The organism is Glutamicibacter sp. (assembly GCF_035257265.1).
In the GTDB taxonomy this organism is placed as follows: Bacteria; Actinomycetota; Actinomycetes; order Actinomycetales; family Micrococcaceae; genus Glutamicibacter.
In genome coordinates this window covers 277,403-296,725 of sequence record NZ_DATEXC010000038.1, presented here as the reverse complement: position 1 = coordinate 296,725, position 19,323 = coordinate 277,403, and the positions used below count along the sequence as shown (strand labels likewise).

General features: G+C 54.1%; 15 protein-coding genes and 1 riboswitch. Of the genes, 10 read left to right on the top strand and 5 right to left on the bottom strand.

Annotation, left to right across the window (positions count from 1 at the left end; translation table 11 throughout):
* Positions 1 to 220 precede the first annotated feature (220 nt).
* From VJ369_RS19180 to VJ369_RS10165, 4 genes are all read left to right on the top strand, one after another.
* Complete coding sequence (locus VJ369_RS19180) at positions 221 to 415, top strand: tyrosine-type recombinase/integrase (RefSeq protein WP_414652644.1); 195 nt, start codon at positions 221 to 223, stop codon at positions 413 to 415.
* A 791-nt stretch (positions 416 to 1,206) separates the two neighbouring features.
* Positions 1,207 to 4,194, top strand: coding sequence for a CshA/CshB family fibrillar adhesin-related protein (locus VJ369_RS10175; protein WP_324091950.1), 2,988 nt, complete (start codon positions 1,207 to 1,209; stop codon positions 4,192 to 4,194).
* Between the two features lie 68 nt (positions 4,195 to 4,262).
* On the top strand, positions 4,263 to 5,666 hold the full coding sequence (locus VJ369_RS10170) for a SpaH/EbpB family LPXTG-anchored major pilin (RefSeq protein WP_324091949.1): 1,404 nt from the start codon (positions 4,263 to 4,265) through the stop codon (positions 5,664 to 5,666).
* A gap of 111 nt (positions 5,667 to 5,777) precedes the next feature.
* The gene (locus VJ369_RS10165; RefSeq protein ID WP_324091948.1) at positions 5,778 to 6,662 is read left to right on the top strand and encodes a class C sortase; all 885 of its coding nucleotides are present in this window, start codon (positions 5,778 to 5,780) and stop codon (positions 6,660 to 6,662) included.
* A 168-nt stretch (positions 6,663 to 6,830) separates the two neighbouring features.
* Here VJ369_RS10165 and VJ369_RS10160 read toward each other — a convergent pair whose 3' ends face one another.
* Together VJ369_RS10160 and VJ369_RS10155 are read right to left on the bottom strand one after the other, a co-directional pair.
* Positions 6,831 to 7,064 carry a DUF4193 family protein gene (locus VJ369_RS10160; protein WP_414652648.1) on the bottom strand — a complete coding sequence of 78 codons (234 nt, stop codon included), beginning with the start codon at positions 7,062 to 7,064 and terminating at the stop codon, positions 6,831 to 6,833.
* Between the two features lie 3,865 nt (positions 7,065 to 10,929).
* Positions 10,930 to 11,322 carry a hypothetical protein gene (locus tag VJ369_RS10155; RefSeq protein WP_324091947.1) on the bottom strand — a complete coding sequence of 131 codons (393 nt, stop codon included), beginning with the start codon at positions 11,320 to 11,322 and terminating at the stop codon, positions 10,930 to 10,932.
* A gap of 309 nt (positions 11,323 to 11,631) precedes the next feature.
* On the opposite strand from VJ369_RS10155, the gene VJ369_RS10150 reads away from it, so the two are divergent.
* Positions 11,632 to 11,883: a GNAT family N-acetyltransferase gene (locus VJ369_RS10150; protein ID WP_324092101.1), complete on the top strand. Its 252-nt coding sequence runs from the start codon at positions 11,632 to 11,634 to the stop codon at positions 11,881 to 11,883.
* Between the two features lie 66 nt (positions 11,884 to 11,949).
* Here VJ369_RS10150 and VJ369_RS10145 read toward each other — a convergent pair whose 3' ends face one another.
* Positions 11,950 to 12,594, bottom strand: a complete 645-nt coding sequence (locus tag VJ369_RS10145) for a VOC family protein (RefSeq protein WP_105678712.1) — start codon at positions 12,592 to 12,594, stop codon at positions 11,950 to 11,952.
* A 174-nt stretch (positions 12,595 to 12,768) separates the two neighbouring features.
* Positions 12,769 to 12,884, top strand: a riboswitch (SAM riboswitch).
* Between the two features lie 92 nt (positions 12,885 to 12,976).
* Here VJ369_RS10145 and VJ369_RS10140 point away from each other — a divergent pair.
* Positions 12,977 to 14,320 carry a bifunctional o-acetylhomoserine/o-acetylserine sulfhydrylase gene (locus VJ369_RS10140; RefSeq protein ID WP_324091946.1) on the top strand — a complete coding sequence of 448 codons (1,344 nt, stop codon included), beginning with the start codon at positions 12,977 to 12,979 and terminating at the stop codon, positions 14,318 to 14,320.
* Between the two features lie 2 nt (positions 14,321 to 14,322).
* Positions 14,323 to 15,468: a homoserine O-acetyltransferase MetX gene (gene metX, locus VJ369_RS10135; RefSeq protein ID WP_324091945.1), complete on the top strand. Its 1,146-nt coding sequence runs from the start codon at positions 14,323 to 14,325 to the stop codon at positions 15,466 to 15,468.
* A gap of 92 nt (positions 15,469 to 15,560) precedes the next feature.
* Here metX and VJ369_RS10130 read toward each other — a convergent pair whose 3' ends face one another.
* Positions 15,561 to 16,430 carry an SGNH/GDSL hydrolase family protein gene (locus tag VJ369_RS10130; protein ID WP_324091944.1) on the bottom strand — a complete coding sequence of 290 codons (870 nt, stop codon included), beginning with the start codon at positions 16,428 to 16,430 and terminating at the stop codon, positions 15,561 to 15,563.
* A gap of 45 nt (positions 16,431 to 16,475) precedes the next feature.
* A complete protein-coding gene (locus VJ369_RS10125; RefSeq protein WP_324091943.1) occupies positions 16,476 to 16,850 on the bottom strand; it encodes an SHOCT domain-containing protein in 375 nt (124 codons plus the stop codon).
* Positions 16,851 to 17,067: 217 nt separating this feature from the next.
* On the opposite strand from VJ369_RS10125, the gene VJ369_RS10120 reads away from it, so the two are divergent.
* From VJ369_RS10120 to VJ369_RS10110, 3 genes are all read left to right on the top strand, one after another.
* Positions 17,068 to 17,724, top strand: coding sequence for a dienelactone hydrolase family protein (locus VJ369_RS10120; RefSeq protein WP_324091942.1), 657 nt, complete (start codon positions 17,068 to 17,070; stop codon positions 17,722 to 17,724).
* 166 nt (positions 17,725 to 17,890) lie between these two features.
* The gene (locus tag VJ369_RS10115) at positions 17,891 to 18,955 is read left to right on the top strand and encodes a hypothetical protein (protein ID WP_324091941.1); all 1,065 of its coding nucleotides are present in this window, start codon (positions 17,891 to 17,893) and stop codon (positions 18,953 to 18,955) included.
* A complete protein-coding gene (locus VJ369_RS10110; protein ID WP_324091940.1) occupies positions 18,952 to 19,302 on the top strand; it encodes a GntR family transcriptional regulator in 351 nt (116 codons plus the stop codon). The genes VJ369_RS10115 and VJ369_RS10110 overlap by 4 nt, the downstream gene beginning before the upstream one ends.
* Positions 19,303 to 19,323 lie beyond the last annotated feature (21 nt).

The window sequence follows — 19,323 nt, the reverse complement described above, 5'->3', positions numbered from 1 at the left end:
AAGTATTGGGTGGTCGCAGACGACCGTGACCGCGTTAGCATCGTTTCTGCGCTTCCTCCGCGTCGCCGAAATCACGACTGCACCGCTCGCTATGGCGCTGCCAAAACTCACCGGGCATCGTTCCAACGTTCCATGCGCGTTCACGCAAAGCGACTTCATCCGTCCGCCCGCTGGCTGTGATTGAGCCAGAGATGTCGGTTTAAGTGACCGTGCGATTCTAATGGTTCTGTGGCAGTTGGGTACTCGCCGAGGCGAGGTGGCCGGTCTGAAGGTTGATGACATCAACTGGCGCCGGGGTGAAATCACGGTCCGGGGAAAAGGGAACCGCCACGAAGTTTTGCCAATCTCGACCGATGTTGGTGAAGCACCCTTGCTCTGCCTCCACGAATCCCATCGTCGTATCCCGACCTCCTAACATCTCGTGGCCAGGCAAGACAACGATCTAAATTGCGTCAGTGACTAAGGCACGGTTGGAACACCACTTTTCTTCGATGCTCGCATTTTTCGAGGATTTCTCAACTTTGGCGATTAGGACTGATCTCCGGTGTAAAGAGACAAGAATAGGGAAAAATCTCTCAACCTGCTTCAGGGCTGCGCTAGGTTTCTTGTCGTCGAAAGCCAGATACATCTGCGACTCGAACCGCGTCCGAAATTTGGACGGTGCGTTGCCGCAGCTTCAGTTCAAAGTGGCTGGGAGCTGACTTCAGATAAAAGTGAGTTTCATCCCAGTTGGAAACTTCGTGTAACTCTTACTGTCAATTGAATGGCAAGAATTTTCGAAACGTCGATTATTTCGCCCGAGGCACACTCTAATTCCATGATGGAGACATCTTCTTGAAACCCATGAAATTTCAAGTGATTACTAACTATCTTGTCTTTGAAAATCTTCAATCCAAATCGAATGTATATAAAGAAGTCAAGCGCGGAGTGACAGGTTTACGAGTGTCAACTGCTTCGTTAGTTTTAATACATGGTTGAGTAAATATGAGTACCTTGCTAGGCTAAGTAAAAATTTTGCTGAAAGACCTGGATGAAATGAATTCAGGGGGTTACGCGCATAACAAGGAATAATTTCGTCTTATTCGTGCCTGTAATCGCAGAAATCTGAGTAATGCTCCGTGACTATCGGGTGCTGACGCAAATTTCTAACTCAGCTGATTCGCACGCTTATGATCTGCTAAGTCTCTGATCGCCCTAGGGCGGTCTGTGCCCGGAGCTTCGGACTATAAGCCCACAGACCTGATGGATGTTGTATTGTTGCGCCGTGCCAGTTTTGCCTTGAGTATCCGATTTGCGAGCACCTTGCTTTGCGCGTTGTTACTCCTGATGATTTTACCCGCAGTGAGTGCGAAATTCGCTTTGCCTGCAAACGCTACCTATGCTACAGGCGGATCAGGGCAGTACAAGGGACTCATCGACTGGATTCAATGGGGGACCAGCGGTAGCGCGATCGCCAGTGGGACTACAAAAAGTACAACCCGAACTATCGGAGGGCAAGCCCTCGTCACCAGCTGCACTATCAACAATATTGCTGGACGTCAGACCGCAAGTAATGACTCGCGACTTCTTGCATACCGGCCAGGCCAATGGACTAACGATGGACTCGATGACCTGTACAACATTGGTGGTACGGGAGGCTCTAATCAGCTGATCAGCGGCATTACGCATGCAATTGATAATGATCGCGCAACCTTCAATGTGAGCTGCTCGGCGACCTTGAACGGAACCGCCGTCCCACTGGGTGGTCTGGTATTCGCGGATGCTGAAGCAAGTAATTCAAACAGTGTCGCCACGAGATCCGAGTTTGTTGCGGCCAGGCCTCTACAGACTCCCGTAGATTGGCGCGTCATTGAGCGATTCCGAAACGCTTCGTGCAACACCACCAATGGCGTAAACGCTCAGCTGCTCACGGGTACTCTTACCTTGCGTCCTACTGCCGGTGAATGCGCGAACGGTGGTCCTATGGCGATCGCCTACATGAAAGGGTCAAGTTCTGCCGCTATTACTATCCAAGGCGGCGGTAAAAGCGCAGTGGCCTTGGGCGTGGTGTTTGAGGCTGACTTTGGCGATGCGCCGTCTAGCTACGGTGAAGCAGGCGCTCTTTTCCAACGCGAATGGAGCGGAACACAGCTTACCGAAGGTGACAATCTCGTTTTTGGTTCGGGGTTCGAGCTGGGCACCCCAATCCAGCCGCTCACACGTTTAGGCGCCACGATTGATGCCGATGCCAATCACCAGCCCAGTGCTAGGGCAACACTCGACGACACAACTAATGCGGACGACGAGGACGCTGTCGGTAATCTAGGCACGATCAATGCTGTCCCCGGACAGAACTACACGATGAACTCTGTTCAATGCACCGGACCTGGTTATGTCGCCGGTTGGATTGACTGGAATGCTAACGGCAAGTTTGACACGGGCGAACGTTCCGCAGCTGTCCAATGCACTGGCGCCTCGGTGAACCTTACTTGGGCAGTTCCCGCCGATACGAAGAAGTCCTCAGCCACGGGTACAAGTTTCGTGCGTTTCCGTATTGCGGCAACCACGGCTGAGCTGTCTTCACCCACTGGCATGACTCAGTCTGGTGAGGTGGAAGATCACGCGTTGAAGATCAATGCGCCCTCTGTCACTGTGCAGAAAAACGTCGAACGACGTGTGGGAGCATCTGACCAATTTGTATTGTCTCTGCGCCAAGGCTCAACCGTTCTGGGCGAAGCAACGACAACTGGAAGTGCAACTGGCGTACAGGCCACTCAAGTAGAACCGGTCTCCGTTTTGCCTGGGCAGACTTATGCCTATGGAGAAGCCATGTCGGCTGGCTCAACGGGCACACTGGCCGATTACTCCAGCCAATCACAATGCACTATCAGCTATTCAAATGCCCCAGCTGAGGTCCTTCCCGCCCAGCAGGGAGCACAGGGAACCATTGTCGTTCCCGCATACCAAGCGGCTAAGGGCGTTCCAGCGATCAATTGCGTAATCGGCAACGATGCGAAGGTCTCTGACCTGACACTGAGCAAGGTCTGGGTTATCAATGGTCAACGAGTCGACAATGGATCACAGCCTGAAGGATTACAGGCTCAAGCACGTGTGACCACTGATCAAACCCGAGACCTGACGTGGGGGACCAAATTGGAGGGGCTGCGCTCGGGGCAGAAAATCAGTGTGGATGAAACGACCAGCATCTCCAAAGGGATGCCGGGATGCCGGATTACCAGCCAGAAACTGACCGGATTCAATGGTTCCACACTCGACCGAACGATGCCCTCAGAGCTCACGCTGCGTTCCGCAGCTAACACCGCCACGGTCACCAACAACGTTTCGTGCGAATCAAATCTAACTCTAAACAAAGAAGTCATCGGCGGCGCAATTAGCCCCCAGGCCTGGGACCTGGCAGGGCTAAACGATTCCGGCACCGCGGTCATTCAGGGAAAAAGTGGGGTGCGCCAAAGCATTCCAGCCAACCAGCGTCTTGCACTGGCAGAATCCAATGGCCCGGCTGAGTATGTGCAAGATGACACAAGAACAAGCCAGGAGCGTAGCGCGGCTCCCCGCGCCACCGGGTCATGGAAATGCGTCACGGTCGACGTCGATGGAAAAACCGTGCAAGGAGTACTCGCTGAGCGTTCCGGCACTAACGGCACAGTAACAGCACCTTTGGGCGCAGACATCCGCTGCACAGCTGTCAACAAGACGGCCCAAATGACGCTGTTGAAATTCGTCGAAAACATCAATGGAACGGGCACCGCCGTGGCCAGCGACTGGGATCTGACTGCGGCCCCTCGCACCGACTTCCCACGCCTTTCCGAACGTACAGTTGAAGGAGCCTCGACGATCTCGGACAACTCTTTCCTGATTCGTCCAGGCCATGAGTATGAGATCAGTGAAGCGAGCGAAATCGGTGGTTACACCCAAGTAGCTTTCGAAAAATTCATCGGATCTGACCCACGTCTTCAAGCACAACTTAATGATCCTAAGAACTGGGAAAAAGCAGACCGGAAAAGTCTCACTCTGGCGGCCGAGCAACAAGCTGTTTACCGCTTCGTGAACCGCGATGCGAAAGCTTTCGCACTTCCTCTGACCGGCGGCACAGGCACTCGGGTATACGTCATCGCAGGAACACTGATAGCGCTTGCTGCTATTGCTGCGGGGATCTACCGCCTGCGAAGAAACCGTAACAGCAGCTCCGACTAAAGACCACGGGTGGCATCCCCGTCACTCGATGCCTCATCAATGATTCATCACAAGAAGAAAGGGACATCATGTCCTTGACCACCCGCCGCGCATCGCGCGGACTCCGCCGCATTGCGGTCAGCCTGGGTGCACTGCTGGCGGGGACGTCGCTGGTTTTGACCGCGGCTATTCCTGCTTCCGCAGCGCAGAACATCGATCCTGATGCGACCGGTTCGATCACCGTGCATAAGTTCGAAGAACCGACCACCCCGACTGGGCTGGACAACAACGGCACCGCGATAGACACCAGCGGGTTGACGCCGATTTCTGGAGTGACGTTCACCGCTCAGCAGGTTGATATCGACCTCACTGATGACGCTTCATGGCAGGGACTGGAAAACTACACCGTTGCTCAGGCTCAGTCCAACCTGCGTGCAGGTACTGAGCGTTCGCAAGTTACCGGAGCTAACGGCATCGCTGGCTTTGCCGGTCTGCCGGTGGGCCTGTACTTGGTCACCGAATCCAGTGTGGGTGAAAACAATATCCCCGTCCAGGGCGAACCTTTCCTGGTAACCATGCCGTTAGCCGTGGATAACGACTGGCTCTACGACGTAAACGTCTACCCTAAGAACACCGTCACGGGCTTGGAAAAGACCGTTGATGACTCTGCAGCTTACGTTATTGGCGACCCCGTGAACTTCAGCTTCACCGCCCGTGTTCCGTCGGTGCCGGCTTCGCAGCCGATGACCGCATTTGGCATCTCAGATACCTTGGACAGCCGCCTTCAGTTTGAGTCGGCAACCGTTACGGTGGCCGGAGCGAACCTTGTCGCAGGAGACTACACAATCGGTGCGACCGGTCAGCAGTTCGAGCTTTCCTTCACCGCTGCGGGCCTGACTAAGCTGCGTGCCGTACAGGGCAACATTATTACCGTGAATATGGCGACCACCGTTCAGTCCTTGGGCAACGGCGCGATCACCAACCAGGGCCAGATCTACGTCAACGACCCTGAATCCGGTTACGATTCCAACACCGTCAAGTCTTCGTGGGGTGCCTTGCAGCTGCAGAAGTACGCGGCGGAAGACGAGAGCCTTTTCCTCACTGGTGCAGAGTTCCAGCTCTACGCAGTGAACGCCGAAGGCGGGCGGACCACAGGGCCGCTGCAGGACGTCACCGACAGCAACGATACATTCACCACCGGAGCCGATGGCACGTTCACAATCAACGGGCTCAAGGCAGGAACGTACGAGCTGGTGGAGACTAAGGCGCCTCTCGGCTACAAGCTCGATGCAGCTCCTATTGCAGTCACTGTGAACGAAGGCTCGCTGGCTCAGGCCGCCCAAGTTTCGGTTTCCAATGACCAGGTGCCTCCTTTCCAGCTGCCACTGACCGGTAGCACTGGAACTGCGATCTTCGTGGGCGCCGGCCTAGTGCTCGTCGCTGGCGGTATTTTGCTGGCTACTGCCCGCAAACGCCGTTCCCAGGCAAACTAGCATCTAAGCATGATTCAGGGGGCCTCCCGGCCGCGGCCAGCGGTACTGGGAGGCCCCCTTATTTATGAAATCATTGATCAGCATGCACTCTTCCGGACGAAAGGCTAGGACATGGGTTTGAAGACTGCGCCAAAGCTTATCGGCCGGCACGTAGCACGGCGAAGAGTGCAGCTCTTTTCGGTGTTGATTGCTTGTTTGGTATTCCTTGGAAGTTGCGTTGCCTTCTATCCCTCGGCGGCTTCCTGGGTCTCCGCGTTAGAGCAGACAAAGCAGACCGACCGTTATGTGGACGTCACCGATTCTCTCAGCCCATTTATTAAGCAAGAAGAGCTAAGCCACGCACAGGAATACAACTCCTCCTTGGCAGATGGCACACGAATTGTTGATCCGTTCGCAGCAGTCCAAAAGCACACGCAGAAAACTGACGATCCCTACTGGAATCTCTTGGACCCGAACGATGACGGGCTCATGGCGCGGTTGCGCATCCCCACCATCGACTTGAAAGTACCGGTTTACCACGGAACCGCAGAAGACGTTCTATTGGAAGGCGCCGGCCATCTTGAAGGGACCGCACTTCCAGTGGGAGGTCTAGGAACCCACGCCGTCATGACTGGCCACCGCGGGTTACCTCAAGCTGCGATGTTCACCGATCTTGACAAGGTCGAAGTTGGCGATGAGATCGAGATCGATGTCTTTGGCCAGACGCTCGTTTACCGGGTTACGGATAGTTCCGTAGTTCTTCCCACCGAGACTGCACTGCTGCGACCACAATCGGGTGTGGACCTCATATCGTTGGTTACCTGCACGCCTTTAGGCGTGAACTCTCACCGCATCATCGTGACTGCCGAACGTGTCACCCCGACCCCTCCCAGCGCAGGGAAAAATGTGGATTCTGTAGGCTTCCCCTGGTGGGCAGTAGGATTGACGGTTACTGCCGCGGCCTGTTTTTGGTATGTCATACGCACGCGTGGACAAGAAACAGCAAGCGATCGATAGGAGTCGGTGCCTCTCCGTTCCGCACGCTCACACTTGCGTAGAACAGCTTTCCGGTCGGTTCCAGGATATGGTCTCTCGAGTAAACGGACGCATTCAGATCCAAAACACCTGCGTGCAGGGAATCCTCATAACGGAATCTAGTCTGGTCCCTGTTGTTGCGGCGAATTTTTAGGCGTATCCAAGAACGCAATCGCGGCAAATGACGCCCGTCTTGGTCCTTTCCTCGGCCTGGCTCCGATGCCGGATAGTGAAGCATTCCACGCAAACAAATTCATCCTCGCCGTGGGGGATGACCTCTACGGAGAGTTCCTCATCCACAATCGCACCGGGAAGCTCTAACCCATCAGAGACATCTGTCTCATCGAGTTCCGTATTGACGCTCTTCGCAGTGGGGGCGTCTATTCTCTGAACGTCTTTAAGCTTTTTTCCGATGCTTCGGCTACGTCGGGACGCGCTTCATCATAATCTGTGGCCATGGTCCGATTTCCTTATCATCAGGGTAAAGGTAGACGGGAAATATTAACTACTGCAACTCAGGCCGTCAAATCACACAGAGTGTTTCACTGTTTACACCCAATCTTGGGCTTTGCAGTGGAAGCAGACGGGTGCGGAGCATCGATATATTGAGTGGCTAGACTGACTTGTGCGGGCCCTTGGAGCGCTGGCTGACGGGAGTTTTCACAACCATTTGTACTCCTGTAACGTACTAAAATGTACGAGTCGGAAATCTGATTAATCAAAGCAAAGGCTTCTTGTTATAAAGCTTTATCAACTCAGAAACTTTTAAATTGACAAAATGCAAATATTTTCAAATTATGGGGTGCGTGGTACTCACCCACGTTACTTTGGTGGGTGCCAAGGGGCCCGTGAGAGTTCGTATTACTAACTGCATACTTGGAAGCGGTCAGGTGAGCTCGGGAACCTTGCAACAGCGTGCTTCAAATTCAAATATGCCCGGCTTTGATAAGGCGATACCCAAGTCCTGTGTTCTGACCTTTGATAAATTTGTTTTCGCCACGTCGCAAATACGCAATGCGTGCTGAAACGACTTTGACCGTTTGGCGCTTGAACGTCCTAACGACCTTCTCATTCTTATCGAAAACTGCGCAAGGCGACCAAGATGTCGTGGGCTGACCAACCCCAAAACTTTCTCTGGCCTATTAAACTAGAATTTAACTTCATTCGGCCCTAGAGCATAGGAGGGAACTGAGGATAATTCTACAAAAGGACAATCTACTGGATAACCGTAATCCCGGCGAGGTACGCGTATCGTTTGACGCATGCGGACTTCGTCGATGGCCGGAAAAGACTAGCCAGCATCACTGGCTCAATTCCGCTCGTGGTTTCCCGCAGATGTCGACTATGCCGAATATCTTGACTGGTTGCGCTGGCCGGCAGGCTTCTTCTGCTCAAAATACTTCAATATCGGGGACTGGGCAGATCTAGTAGGAATCCATCTTTGCTCTGACAGTGGACATCCATTCAGTCCTGCGTCAGGAACCATATTTCTTCGTAATCGAACACCTCGGACGATACGGTTTAAAGCGGCTTGGCTGAAGACCGTATCAAAACAAGGATTCTCGGCGCTGAATTTACAAAGAACCACCGTCCTAGGCAGTTACCAAAGCCGTTGGACGATGCTTGAAAATTTCCGAACGATCATGAGCAATAGTCATCATGAGTTGTCGAGTGGAAACGTCGAAATGGCTGAAACCTATCTTGGAGACAAAGGAAAACCGGGAGTTACTGAACGCGGTGCCGCGGTAAGTTAGTGATCGCACGCGCGATCGAACGATCAGGACGAAGGGTCGGCCGAGCGAGGCTGTAGATACTACCTAATACAAAAAGCCCGGGGTTTGATCGGTTTATGCACCAGAGAATTAAGCTAGGTTCGACCGTAGTTACTGGAGGCGGGCGTGGATCTTTAAAGGCTACGATGAATGCTGGTGTTCAGCGACGAATCGAAATCCAGACCTCCGGGCTACGGGTGACAGATTCGCGCTGGCATCCCGCGGAAGTCATCAACGGGCAGCGCAAATAATGAGGAGCAAAGAAGCATCTTCGTTGCTCAGAGCAGTACAACTTCCAAAGTATTCGAAAGCAACATCGTTTCGCGGTAGAAAACCAGCAAGCTCGCAGCCGTGCATTGCTGCGAGCAATGAGAATCCCGCCCTCCTAGGGAGAGCGGGATTCGCGTTTGGTGTCCGGGCAGTTCACCTATCCCCATAGATGAACGTTTGCAACGCAAATCGTCCCCACGATCCGTGTTAACCCCTCGGCACTTCTAACAAGGTACCTCCAGTTGATCGCCATTCATATAATTGAAATCAGCAATTTGACGAATACAGGTAACATATCTCAGATTTCAATGTCTTTGCGCCGCAGTATTGATATCGAACCAAAAGTATGACTCTAGTTTTTCAAGAACGGTCGCTGAACGGTCCGGTCTTGAGACCAAATATCCATCTACCAATATGAGCTTCAATCGCCGCGACCGCAGGATCAAAATCACCGCTACTGGGAACCAGAACATGTGCTCGCCCCGGCCGACGTCACTAGACTGAAATGCTATTCCTGAGAATCCATTAGTGGTTATTTTCCACGATTCGGATGTGCTTTACGGGACCCGTACCGAACTTTCTACCGTTGTTTAAGATCAATTAGTATGATGCGGTCGTCGTTGAGTCCTGATGCCCCCGGCCGGCGGCATTGTTGTTATAAAAGCACAACTTCCCGTCGCGGTGTTGAAGACGCCGGGTGGCTCGGTGATCAGCTGTGGAGATTTGGCCCGCCGGGCCATATAGATGTCGCGGTGTCGGTCGGGAAGACGAAAGATACGATGTTGCCGAGGGAATCCACTCTGAAAACTCAATGCATCGATGAGTTCTGATGAACCATCCCGCCTCACGCATACAGTTGGTTGCTACCGCTCATTTAGTCAAAAACCGGCTCTGATGGCGCGCGGCAAAATTCTAGCGTCGGATATTTCATTCCTGCGCAAGCCAACCCTGGAACGGCATAGGACTATATTGACTCGTGCCATTCTACAACACGGCGCACAAGCATCCCGGATTACGTAGTTTCCCCTTGTTCGGGCCCTTGATGGGTTATGGGTGGATATCTGGGGTGTTCGAGATGCGGCCTTACACAGTTATTGTAGGAAAAACCCTGCGCGGTTCAGTCACCGTCCGGTGACGCTTTCGCCGGCGGATCAAGTCGGTCATTATCTTGACCGAAAAAGAGTTCGCTTGATTATTGGCTTCACGGCTCCAGCAGCTTGCAATTTAACGGTAATTTTTACGACCCGAACTCCCATTTGGCTTTTTTACTGTTAGCGTGGGATTACACCGCACTGGGAAGATCAGTTCCTTTCCCCCAAGTAGGAACTGAAAGTGGTGTGCGCTGCGTCTAACCCCCAAATAGGCGCAATGTCCCATTATCGAATGAAAATGACCCCGGATCAGCGATCCGGGGTCATTACTATCGCATCACAATCTAGCCGATGATTCTTCAAAAATCAGGACTTAGCGAATTCTACGGTTTATGAGCCATCAAAACCCACACGGGTCTAGGACCAGCCAAACGCCGCTAGCCGCGGAACTGTCCGCTTCGTGAAGCCGAGGATTGTGCGATCGGCTCCGAGACGATTCCGACACGTTATTCGGAGACCTCTTGGACTGAATTGTATATATAAGAATGGCACTTTCACTTGGAACCGGCGTTTGAGGTCGTGGCCGTCCTAGTGTCACTCATTAGCTATAGAGAGATACCTTGAAGTTGCTTGTGAAAAGTTGATTACCGTCACTACGGGCTTGGCGTAAGGGAGCGGCCGACGGCGAGATATTTTTCCCGAGATGCATATGCATTCCTGGATTCGAGGATTTCGCGGTATATCGTGTGCAGTGCGCGCACCAATGAAATGACCATCATGCATTGCGATCCACAATGTCTGCGACGACGGGTCCCAAGGCTACAAACTGGACAGAATGCTGCACAAAGGAAGCTTAGCGTTGGTGCAACACAGTACAAATGACGGTGGACTAGTTTTCCGCGAGCAGCCCGCATGGCTGATTAATCCGATCTCAAAACCATTGGACCTCAGAACGCAAAACGCACGCACCCTCTTCGAGGATTACCTAGTAGCATCGTCCTGCGCAAAGACATTGAAAACCCTCGCATGGAGCCGGTAAAAGTCGCCAGAAGGAGAGGAAACGGAGGGCGGACTATCCCATCAAGCCCATTGGAGAGATAATTGATATGGCTATTTTCACGAAGTTAATCCGCATCTGGAACACCCTGTCGGATGACCAGCTCCACCGCAAGATGGGCAATATCCTCCAGCGTCGATAGAGTTATTACTACTGCCTCCTCCAAGGAAAATCATCACAAGGCCGACGGGAGCAGCGAGAAGTAACAGTGCTAACACGAGGACAGGCACGCTAGTCCAGTTGTCTGCAAAGAACCTGAATATCCCCCGTACAGAGATAACTTCGGTAACGAACAGCATCACCATGGCGGCCAGTGACAGTACGCCTGTCCACCAGCGCCAGAACATGATCTTCAAAACGAAAATCCAGAAAAATAGCGACAGCCCGAAAACCACTATGGCGCCAAGAATAATCCCACCGATCAACAACACCGTCTGCGTTGTTTCGGACATTGCGAGGACTACTGCGATCGGCACGGCTACCTCCCCAAAGGCAGTTCAATGAGAGCCTAATCGTAAGCCTCAGAGGGGTGAACTCTCAATAGCCCTAAATATGGCCTAGTCTCGATCATTCGCGTCCTTCGTCGAAGTAAATACACATGCGACTTTGCCAGTGAGGGAACTCATCATCCATCTTTTTCAAACGCCAGGAAATCATTGTTCCATCGGCCCGTTATTGATGCTGTATGCGCAGTCAGACGACGGGCACGTGCTAAGCAGCATCCTTAGCTCTACGGTTTTGCGGGGCATCATGAGCAAAGACTGGTAGCTACTGCCATGGTTGGGTTTGATGGTCACCGGGGCTGGCTATATTACGTGGCGGTCCACCCCGACATGCAGGGCCAAGGCTTTGGGCAGCAGATCATCGAAGCTGCGTCGCGTTGGCTTGCTGAACAAGGTGCGCCCAAAGTGCAGCTCATGGTGCGGACCGAAAACACTGATGTGATCGGATTCTACGAGCGACTGGGCTGCGAAGCTCAAGATGTAGTGGTCCTGGGTAAGCGACTTGAGTAGTTGGAACGATAAAGGGCAGGCGAGGACGTTGCTGTCCGCACCTACCCTTTATTTTAACGTTCTTTGTTATAGCGTGACCAAACCATTGTCGGTTTCAAAGGTGACCGACAAGATGCCTGGAGTGCCGTTAGGTGCTTCGTATTCCATGCTCACTGCGCCAAGATTGACGTTCTCGGGCTGACCGAGCCAGTCCAGTACGCGGTCTCGGGAACCAGCGATAGTGATGCTTTGGATAGCACCTACAGGCTCTAGCGCCTTGGACGGGTGCAAATCCTCGGTGCCAGCGTCCCAACGCAGGAGGTAAGGGACCTGCGGGTCAGCGATCAGACCCTTGATTCCAACCTGCTGCCAGGTGAGTTCGCGGCCGTCTGGGAACTTTCGGTTTCCCGGAACGGATTTGCGCCCCAGCCGTTCTTCGGCACTGGAGAGGTCTTCAACAGACACACACCATCCCATCCAGCCGCCACCAAGCTCGGAGCGGGCTCGTACCGCCTGCCCAAACGGTGCTTTGTCGCTGGAAGGGTGGTTGAGAACTTCAACAACTTCTAGGTACTGGTTGTGCTTGAGCGGGAAAATTACATTCCGCGTTCCAAAACGCGGATGTACGCCCCCCTTGACGAATTCCAGGCCCAAAGTCTTGGAGATTCTTTCGGCGGTTGGCATGAGCCCATCGGGGCCACATGCGTAACTAACGTGATCTAGCCTCATCATGTGCCCCATCATGTCACTATGTGATCTCAGTCTCGACTTAGGTGACCCTAAGTGGTAATGGCGGGATCGAACAGTCTGCATAAAATTCTTCATTAAAGATCTATATGACCGATTGAGTCACGTTGAGCTATCTCATATTGCCAAATTCTTCGGCCATCGGGCAGACTTGAGTCAGGTCATGAGTCCCAGTAACAAGCCCCGGCTTACTGGGCGGCAACCCTCCACCGCGGTGGGGTGCCCCGGGTGAAGACCTGGCCCGCAGCACGATGTGTTGCGGACAAGCGCGGGTTACCCCCTTCGAAAGCGCCTCGACGAGGAACTTGCCGTCGATGTGTTTTTGAGTGGTGTACCCCCATAGTCGACAAGCTATATGGAGGAAACCATGAGTAATAACTGGTCTTTTGAAACACGTCAGATCCACGCTGGGCAGCAGCCAGATCCGGTGACCGGTGCACGTGCCCTGCCGATCTACCAGACGACTTCTTTTGTCTTCCCCAACGCAGAGAGCGCTGCAGCTCGATTCGCTCTGCAGGAACTGGCGCCGATTTACACCCGTATCGGTAATCCAACACAGGAAGCCGTTGAAAATCGGATCGCCGATCTAGAAGGCGGAATCGGTGCGTTGCTGCTTGCCTCCGGCCAAGCCGCCACGACCTTGGCCATCCTCAACCTCGCGCAGGCCGGCGATCACCTGGTGGCCAGCCCAAGCCTCTACGGTGGAACGCAGAACCTGCTCAAGCACACCCTGCGCAAACTTGGCATCGAGGTCAGCTTCGTTGCTGATCCAGATAACTTGGAGCAGTGGCGTGCAGCGGTCAAGCCAAATACCAAAGCCTTCTTTGGAGAAGTTGTCTCCAACCCACGCCAGGACATCTTGGACATCGAGGGGATCTCTGAGATAGCCCACGAGGTCGGTGTTCCGCTGCTCGTTGATAACACTTTGGCGACCCCATACCTGATTCGTCCCATCGAATGGGGTGCCGATATTGTGATCCACTCGGCCACCAAGTACCTAGGCGGACATGGCACAGCCATTGCTGGGGTCATCGTAGATTCGGGTAATTTCGACTTTGCCAAGGATCCAGAACGATTCCCGGACTTCAATACCCCGGATGAGTCTTACAACGGTTTGGTGTTCGCGCGGGACTTAGGCGTAGATGGAATTCTTGGCGCGAACCTCGCCTACATTCTGAAGGCGCGCGTGCAGTTGCTCCGTGACCTCGGCGCAGCGGTTGCGCCTTTCAACGCCTTCCTCATTGCGCAGGGCCTGGAGACATTGTCGCTGCGCATGGAGCGTCACGTGCAAAATGCCAAGGAAGTTGCCGCCTGGCTTGAAAGCCAACAGCAGGTTGAGAAGGTCGCCTACGCAGGTCTGCCTTCCTCGCCATGGTTTGAACGCGGGCAGAAGTATTCACCAAATGGTGTCGGAGCAATTATTGCCTTCGACATCGCCGGGGGCGCCGAAGCTGGCAAGGCTTTTGTGGATGCGTTAGAACTACATTCAAATGTGGCGAACCTCGGCGATGTTCGTTCGCTGGTGATCCACCCGGCGTCGACTACCCACGCACAATTGACCGAAGAGGAACGTCTGGCCGCCGGTGTGCGTCCGGGCCTGGTGCGGTTGAGTGTGGGACTTGAAAACATCAAGGATATTCTCGCTGATCTGCAACTTGGTTTTGCTGCTACCAAGCAGCTTTCTGGCCAGGAATTGCAGGAAACTCTTTAGGCATGGCATCCATAGTGACTACCGAAGAAACTCTGCCATCGCAGGAACTCACCGACGGACAAGACGGCATTTTGCGTCGCGCGTTCGTGGGGGAGTACACCTTCGAAACCGGTGGCTACCTACCGCAAATCGAGTTGGCCTACGAAACATGGGGTCAGCTTAACGCGCAGGGGAGTAACGCGGTGCTGGTGAAGCACGCGTTGACCGGTGATGCGCACGTATCGCGCGGAGATTCCCAGACCCCGGGCTGGTGGGAAGACTTTGTCGGCCCCGGGCTAACGGTTGATACCGACAAGTATTTTGTCGTAGCCATCAACATTATCGGTGGTTGCAATGGATCTACCGGACCTAGTTCGCTTGACGAGCAGGGCAATGCTTGGGGTTCACGCTTCCCCTTTGTCACCATCAAGGATTCGGTGCGCCTTGAAGCGCGCCTGGCTGCCCTGCTAGGTGTGCACACCTGGCATGCGGTCATCGGTGGTTCAATGGGTGGCGCGCGAGCTCTGGAGTGGGCAGTTGAATTCCCTGACCTCGTGAAGAACGTGGTGGTGATGGCATCAAGCGCACAAGCTACGGCAGAACAGATTGCTTTTGCTCAGGTGCAGACCGAGGCGATTCGGCTGGATCCTAACTTTGCGCAGGGCGATTACTACGCCAACGGTGTGCGTCCGGATGCCGGACTGGGCCTGGCACGACGCCTGGCACATATTACCTACCGTTCGGAGGCCGAGCTCGAAGCACGGTTTGCGCGTAATGCGCAGACCGGCGAGCAGCCGTTTGCCACAACGCACGGCCGGCGTGGCCGGTACCAGGTGGAAAGCTATCTGGATCACCAGGCGACCAAGCTGGTCCATCGTTTTGACGCGAATAGCTATCTGGTACTCACCGAGGCCCTGATGAGCCATGACGTGGCGCGTGGTTATGGGTCGCTTAGCGAGGCGTTGGCGCGGTTGGCTAAGGTGAATGTGGTGGTTGCCGCGGTCAACAGCGACCGGTTGTACTTCCCGGCGCAGTCTGAACAACTCGCCGCTTCGTTGCCGAAACCAAAACCGGTGCATTTCATTGATTCGCCGATTGGCCATGACGGTTTCCTGACGGAAGCCAAACAGCTTGGCCCGGTATTGACCGCCCTAGTCTTTGATGACTAAGGCTTAAAAACTACGCAGTCATATGCATTTGGGACATGGATTGTCGCACCAGTAATCGGTGCAGCAAGCCATGTCCCATTTGCTTTGCGTGTTTAGTCTTGTCCGGGAGCACTATCTCCAGCACCCAGCGAGACATTCGGCGGCTGCACGGTGAAGGGCGTGGGCAGCGGGCGCTTTGCGCTGATCCCGTCGCCGGAAGACTGGTGGCGAATTCTGCGCAGGATCCACGGGGCAAAATATTCGCGAGCCCATTGCAGGTCTTCAATGCGTGCTTCGCGCCAGCTTCTGGCTGCGTGTTCTAATTGCGCATCCATAACTTGTTCATGCGGAACGTTCAGTGCATCTAGCACCATCGCGGAGATCACTTGGTGTCCGGCGGGGGAGAAGTGCAAGCGGTCCGGATCCCACATTTGTGTTTGGCGTAGTTCGCTCAATGCCCAGAGATCTCCCACGACTGCGTCATGTCGCTGGGCAATGGCACGGACGTTTTCGTTGTAAATTGCGACCTTGCCGCGAATCCCGCCAAGTACCGGGGTGTCGCGAATGTCAGGTCCCGTGAGTAAGACGATGGTGGCCCCGGTAACGCGTAACTCACTGATGGCTCGATCTAGCTTTTCTGCGATTTTATCTGGGTCGCCACCGGGCCGGATAACATCGTTTCCGCCGGCGCAAATGCTGATCAGATCAGGTTTCAGGTTGATGGCCGGTTCGAGCTGCTCGGCTACGATTTGGTTGATCAAGCGCCCGCGAATGGCCAGATTTGCGTAAGCGAAATCGGCAACGGTGGTACTCAGTTGCTGTGCAACTCGGTCTGCCCAGCCGCGGTGTCTGCCGGGATTGTGGGGATCGGGGTCACCGATTCCTTCGGTAAACGAATCTCCCAGCGCAACGTAGCGCCGCCATGGATGATTTACTTCTTGGCGTGGGGTTTCCGGGCCGGAGATTGGATTTTCAGACACCATTACATTGTTACCAATCGGTAACTTGATGTCAATGGGCGAGGACAACTAGTCGCGCAGTGCCTGACTTCGTGCCTGCGTATATTCTTCGTGGGAAATGACTGCGCGTGCAAGCAGGTCGTCTAACTCGGATAGTTTCTGCTCCGTTGTTTTCTTCGGAGCGAGCGTCTGCGAGCGAGCCAGTCGGGTGGCCAAGTCTGTCTGCAGGGTGAACGGATCAAATCCCGCTTTTCTGGTTGCCCTGTAGTTTCGAACCGCGATGTAAATGATGAAACCAACAAAAAGGACAAAGAGCACGGCAAATATTCCCGTGAGTAGCGGAATGGCATTAAAGGCCGCGTCCACAAAATTCGAACCGCCCATTGGCTCTTCCCCGTTAAAGCCGAAATCCTGTAATTCATCAGAATCAATCAGCTGTGTCATTTCCATGTCGTCCATGAGTCCCGTAATTCTGCGAGTTGGTCCATGCTGGTCCCCAAGGCTTTTGGCCGCTGGTACCGCGTATTTGAATAATTGTCACTAGTCAAACATGTTTATGAACAGAATGTAAGATGATTTATGAACTTTACGAAATTGCAACAAAAGACTCTGTGACCCCGGATGAGGATTGAAACGCGCAGGACTCTGGTTGACTTGTTATGTGAACGAAAAAACTTGGAATCCTACTGTCATCTGGTCCCGGCCCGAAGCCGAACGCGCGGGAACACCGTTGCTTGTGCTCTTGCATGGTTATCTGTCCAATGAGGAAGACCTTATGGGACTAGCGCCCATGCTTCCTGAAGAATTCACTATCGTCTCGGTGCGTGCACCCCAAGCCCTGGGGCCGGGCTTCACCTGGTTCCCGCTGATGCAGGATCTGGACTACTCATTCAACGAAGTGAAGTCCGCGATCTCCGATCTGTGGAGCTGGCTTGAACCGTTGAGCAAGCAGCACTCCTCGGTGAGCCTGCTCGGGTTCTCCATGGGAATGGCCGTGGCCACTTCGTTGCTGCGTCATCAGCCGGAGGCGATCAAAACTGTCGTGGGGCTCTCCGGCTTCGCGGTTCCTGAAGAAGGAACCGGCTTCTTCGACGACGAAAAACTCCGCCAGCTGCGCAAGCCGCTTTTCTGGGGACGTGATCAGGAGGACCCGGTGATTACGGCGGAAAAAGTTGAGTACACCCATAGTTGGGCGACCACCGATGTTCATCTCACCAAGGTGCTCTACACAAATATGCTGCACTCGGTCAACGCGCAGGAGATGGCGCATGTTCGTGAATTCCTTACTGCGGTGGTGCTGGAGCCTTCCAAGGCTTAGGAGGATCTTAGCTCCGAGTGCGGCCCGAAGAGCCGGGCCGTAAGGCGGCCGGTACTTGCCTGGAACCCTTGTATCATTCTATTGACACAAGAGGGAACCCCTGCTTGTATTAGTTTACTGATACAAGCAGGGGTTCTTGAGCCTCTGCCCTTCCGAAGGAATGCAGATGAGCAATCTCGTACCCATCCTGGCAATTTTCGGATTTGGACTCGTTCTGAGCCTATTGATCCGCCGTGGCGTATTCGCTCAAAAGCGTGCCGACCTCGTTGCTCTCGCGCATCGGGGAACGAGGGAAGAAACAGAGATTGCCTCGAAAATATTGCGCACCATGCGCAGTCGAAACTTGGCCGCTATGGGAATGGCAATTCTCGGTGGAGCCCTGGCTCTATTCCTGAACCAGACTTTTCCGAAAGCCAATGGAATTCATCTTGTACTCCTGCCAGTCAGTGCGTGGGTGCTGGTCGTCTTACTCTTAATATGTTGGCCCATTCCACACGACCTTCTGGCGGCCAATGAAAACAACGATTCTCGGGTGAGCGCAGATCTCACCCCACGTTCGACAAGAATGTTCGGGCCGGTATGGGCAGTCCTCGCTCCAGCTGCACTGCTGGTTGCCAGCCTCGTCGGACTGGTGATTGCAGGCCTTGCATCGTCGCCGGACGAGCGAGGACGCTATCGAGAGCTACCTTTTCACGCGCTCAGCGGCGCGCAGGTGGATGCAAATATGATGGTCACCGAATCATTGGCAACAGAAGGAACTACGGGGCCATTTCCGGGATGGTACTACGGAGTTCCGCTGATGGCCTTACTGGTCCTTGGTGCTCTGCTCACGTTGTGGGCGCTGAACATCAATGCCCGGCGCCCGAGTCTTCGCAGCGTCGCCCTGCAAGGGTTCGATCACGCGGTACGCACGCACAACGGATATATCCTAAGTACCGGCTTTACGGCGGCGCTCTGTTTCCAGCTTCTTCCACCGGTTCTCATGGCTGCCGGAGCCATTTACAACTCCGGGTATAACGCGGTCTATGTTGTGGGCGAAATCTATACGGGGGAAAATCTCCCGCAGATGGCAACCGACCCGTGGCCTCTCGCGTTGGCGCTGTGCTTAGCGGGACTGGGTATTCTCGTACTGGTTGTCGGGGTGCTGCTTCTTGGGCAGCTGGCTGGCTGGATAGGTGCCAGCGTTAAGGCGGCCGAAACAAAAGTGCGCCAGGAAGGAACGGCTTCGTGATCACTCTTGAACCGGCTCATCCCAGCGGACCATCCGAACAAATCCGAGCGCAACTGGCTGCGATGATCCAAGGTGGGGAACTGGCCGCTGAGACTAAACTTCCCCCAGTGCGGCAATTAGCAGGTGACCTGCGGGTGGCGGTGGGCACCGTGGCCAAGGCATATAAGGAATTGGAAATTTCCGGGTTGGTGCGTACCGGACGCGCCAACGGAACCAGGGTGAATCCGGGACAAATGCTCACGAGCGGTTTGCTTTCGGAGACCCGGACGCTGGCGGACAATGCGCAGGCAATGGGGCTGAGTCTTGATGAACTGCAAAAACTTGTGGCGACAGCATGGAATTCCTAGCCGCCGCCACAAACTCTTCAG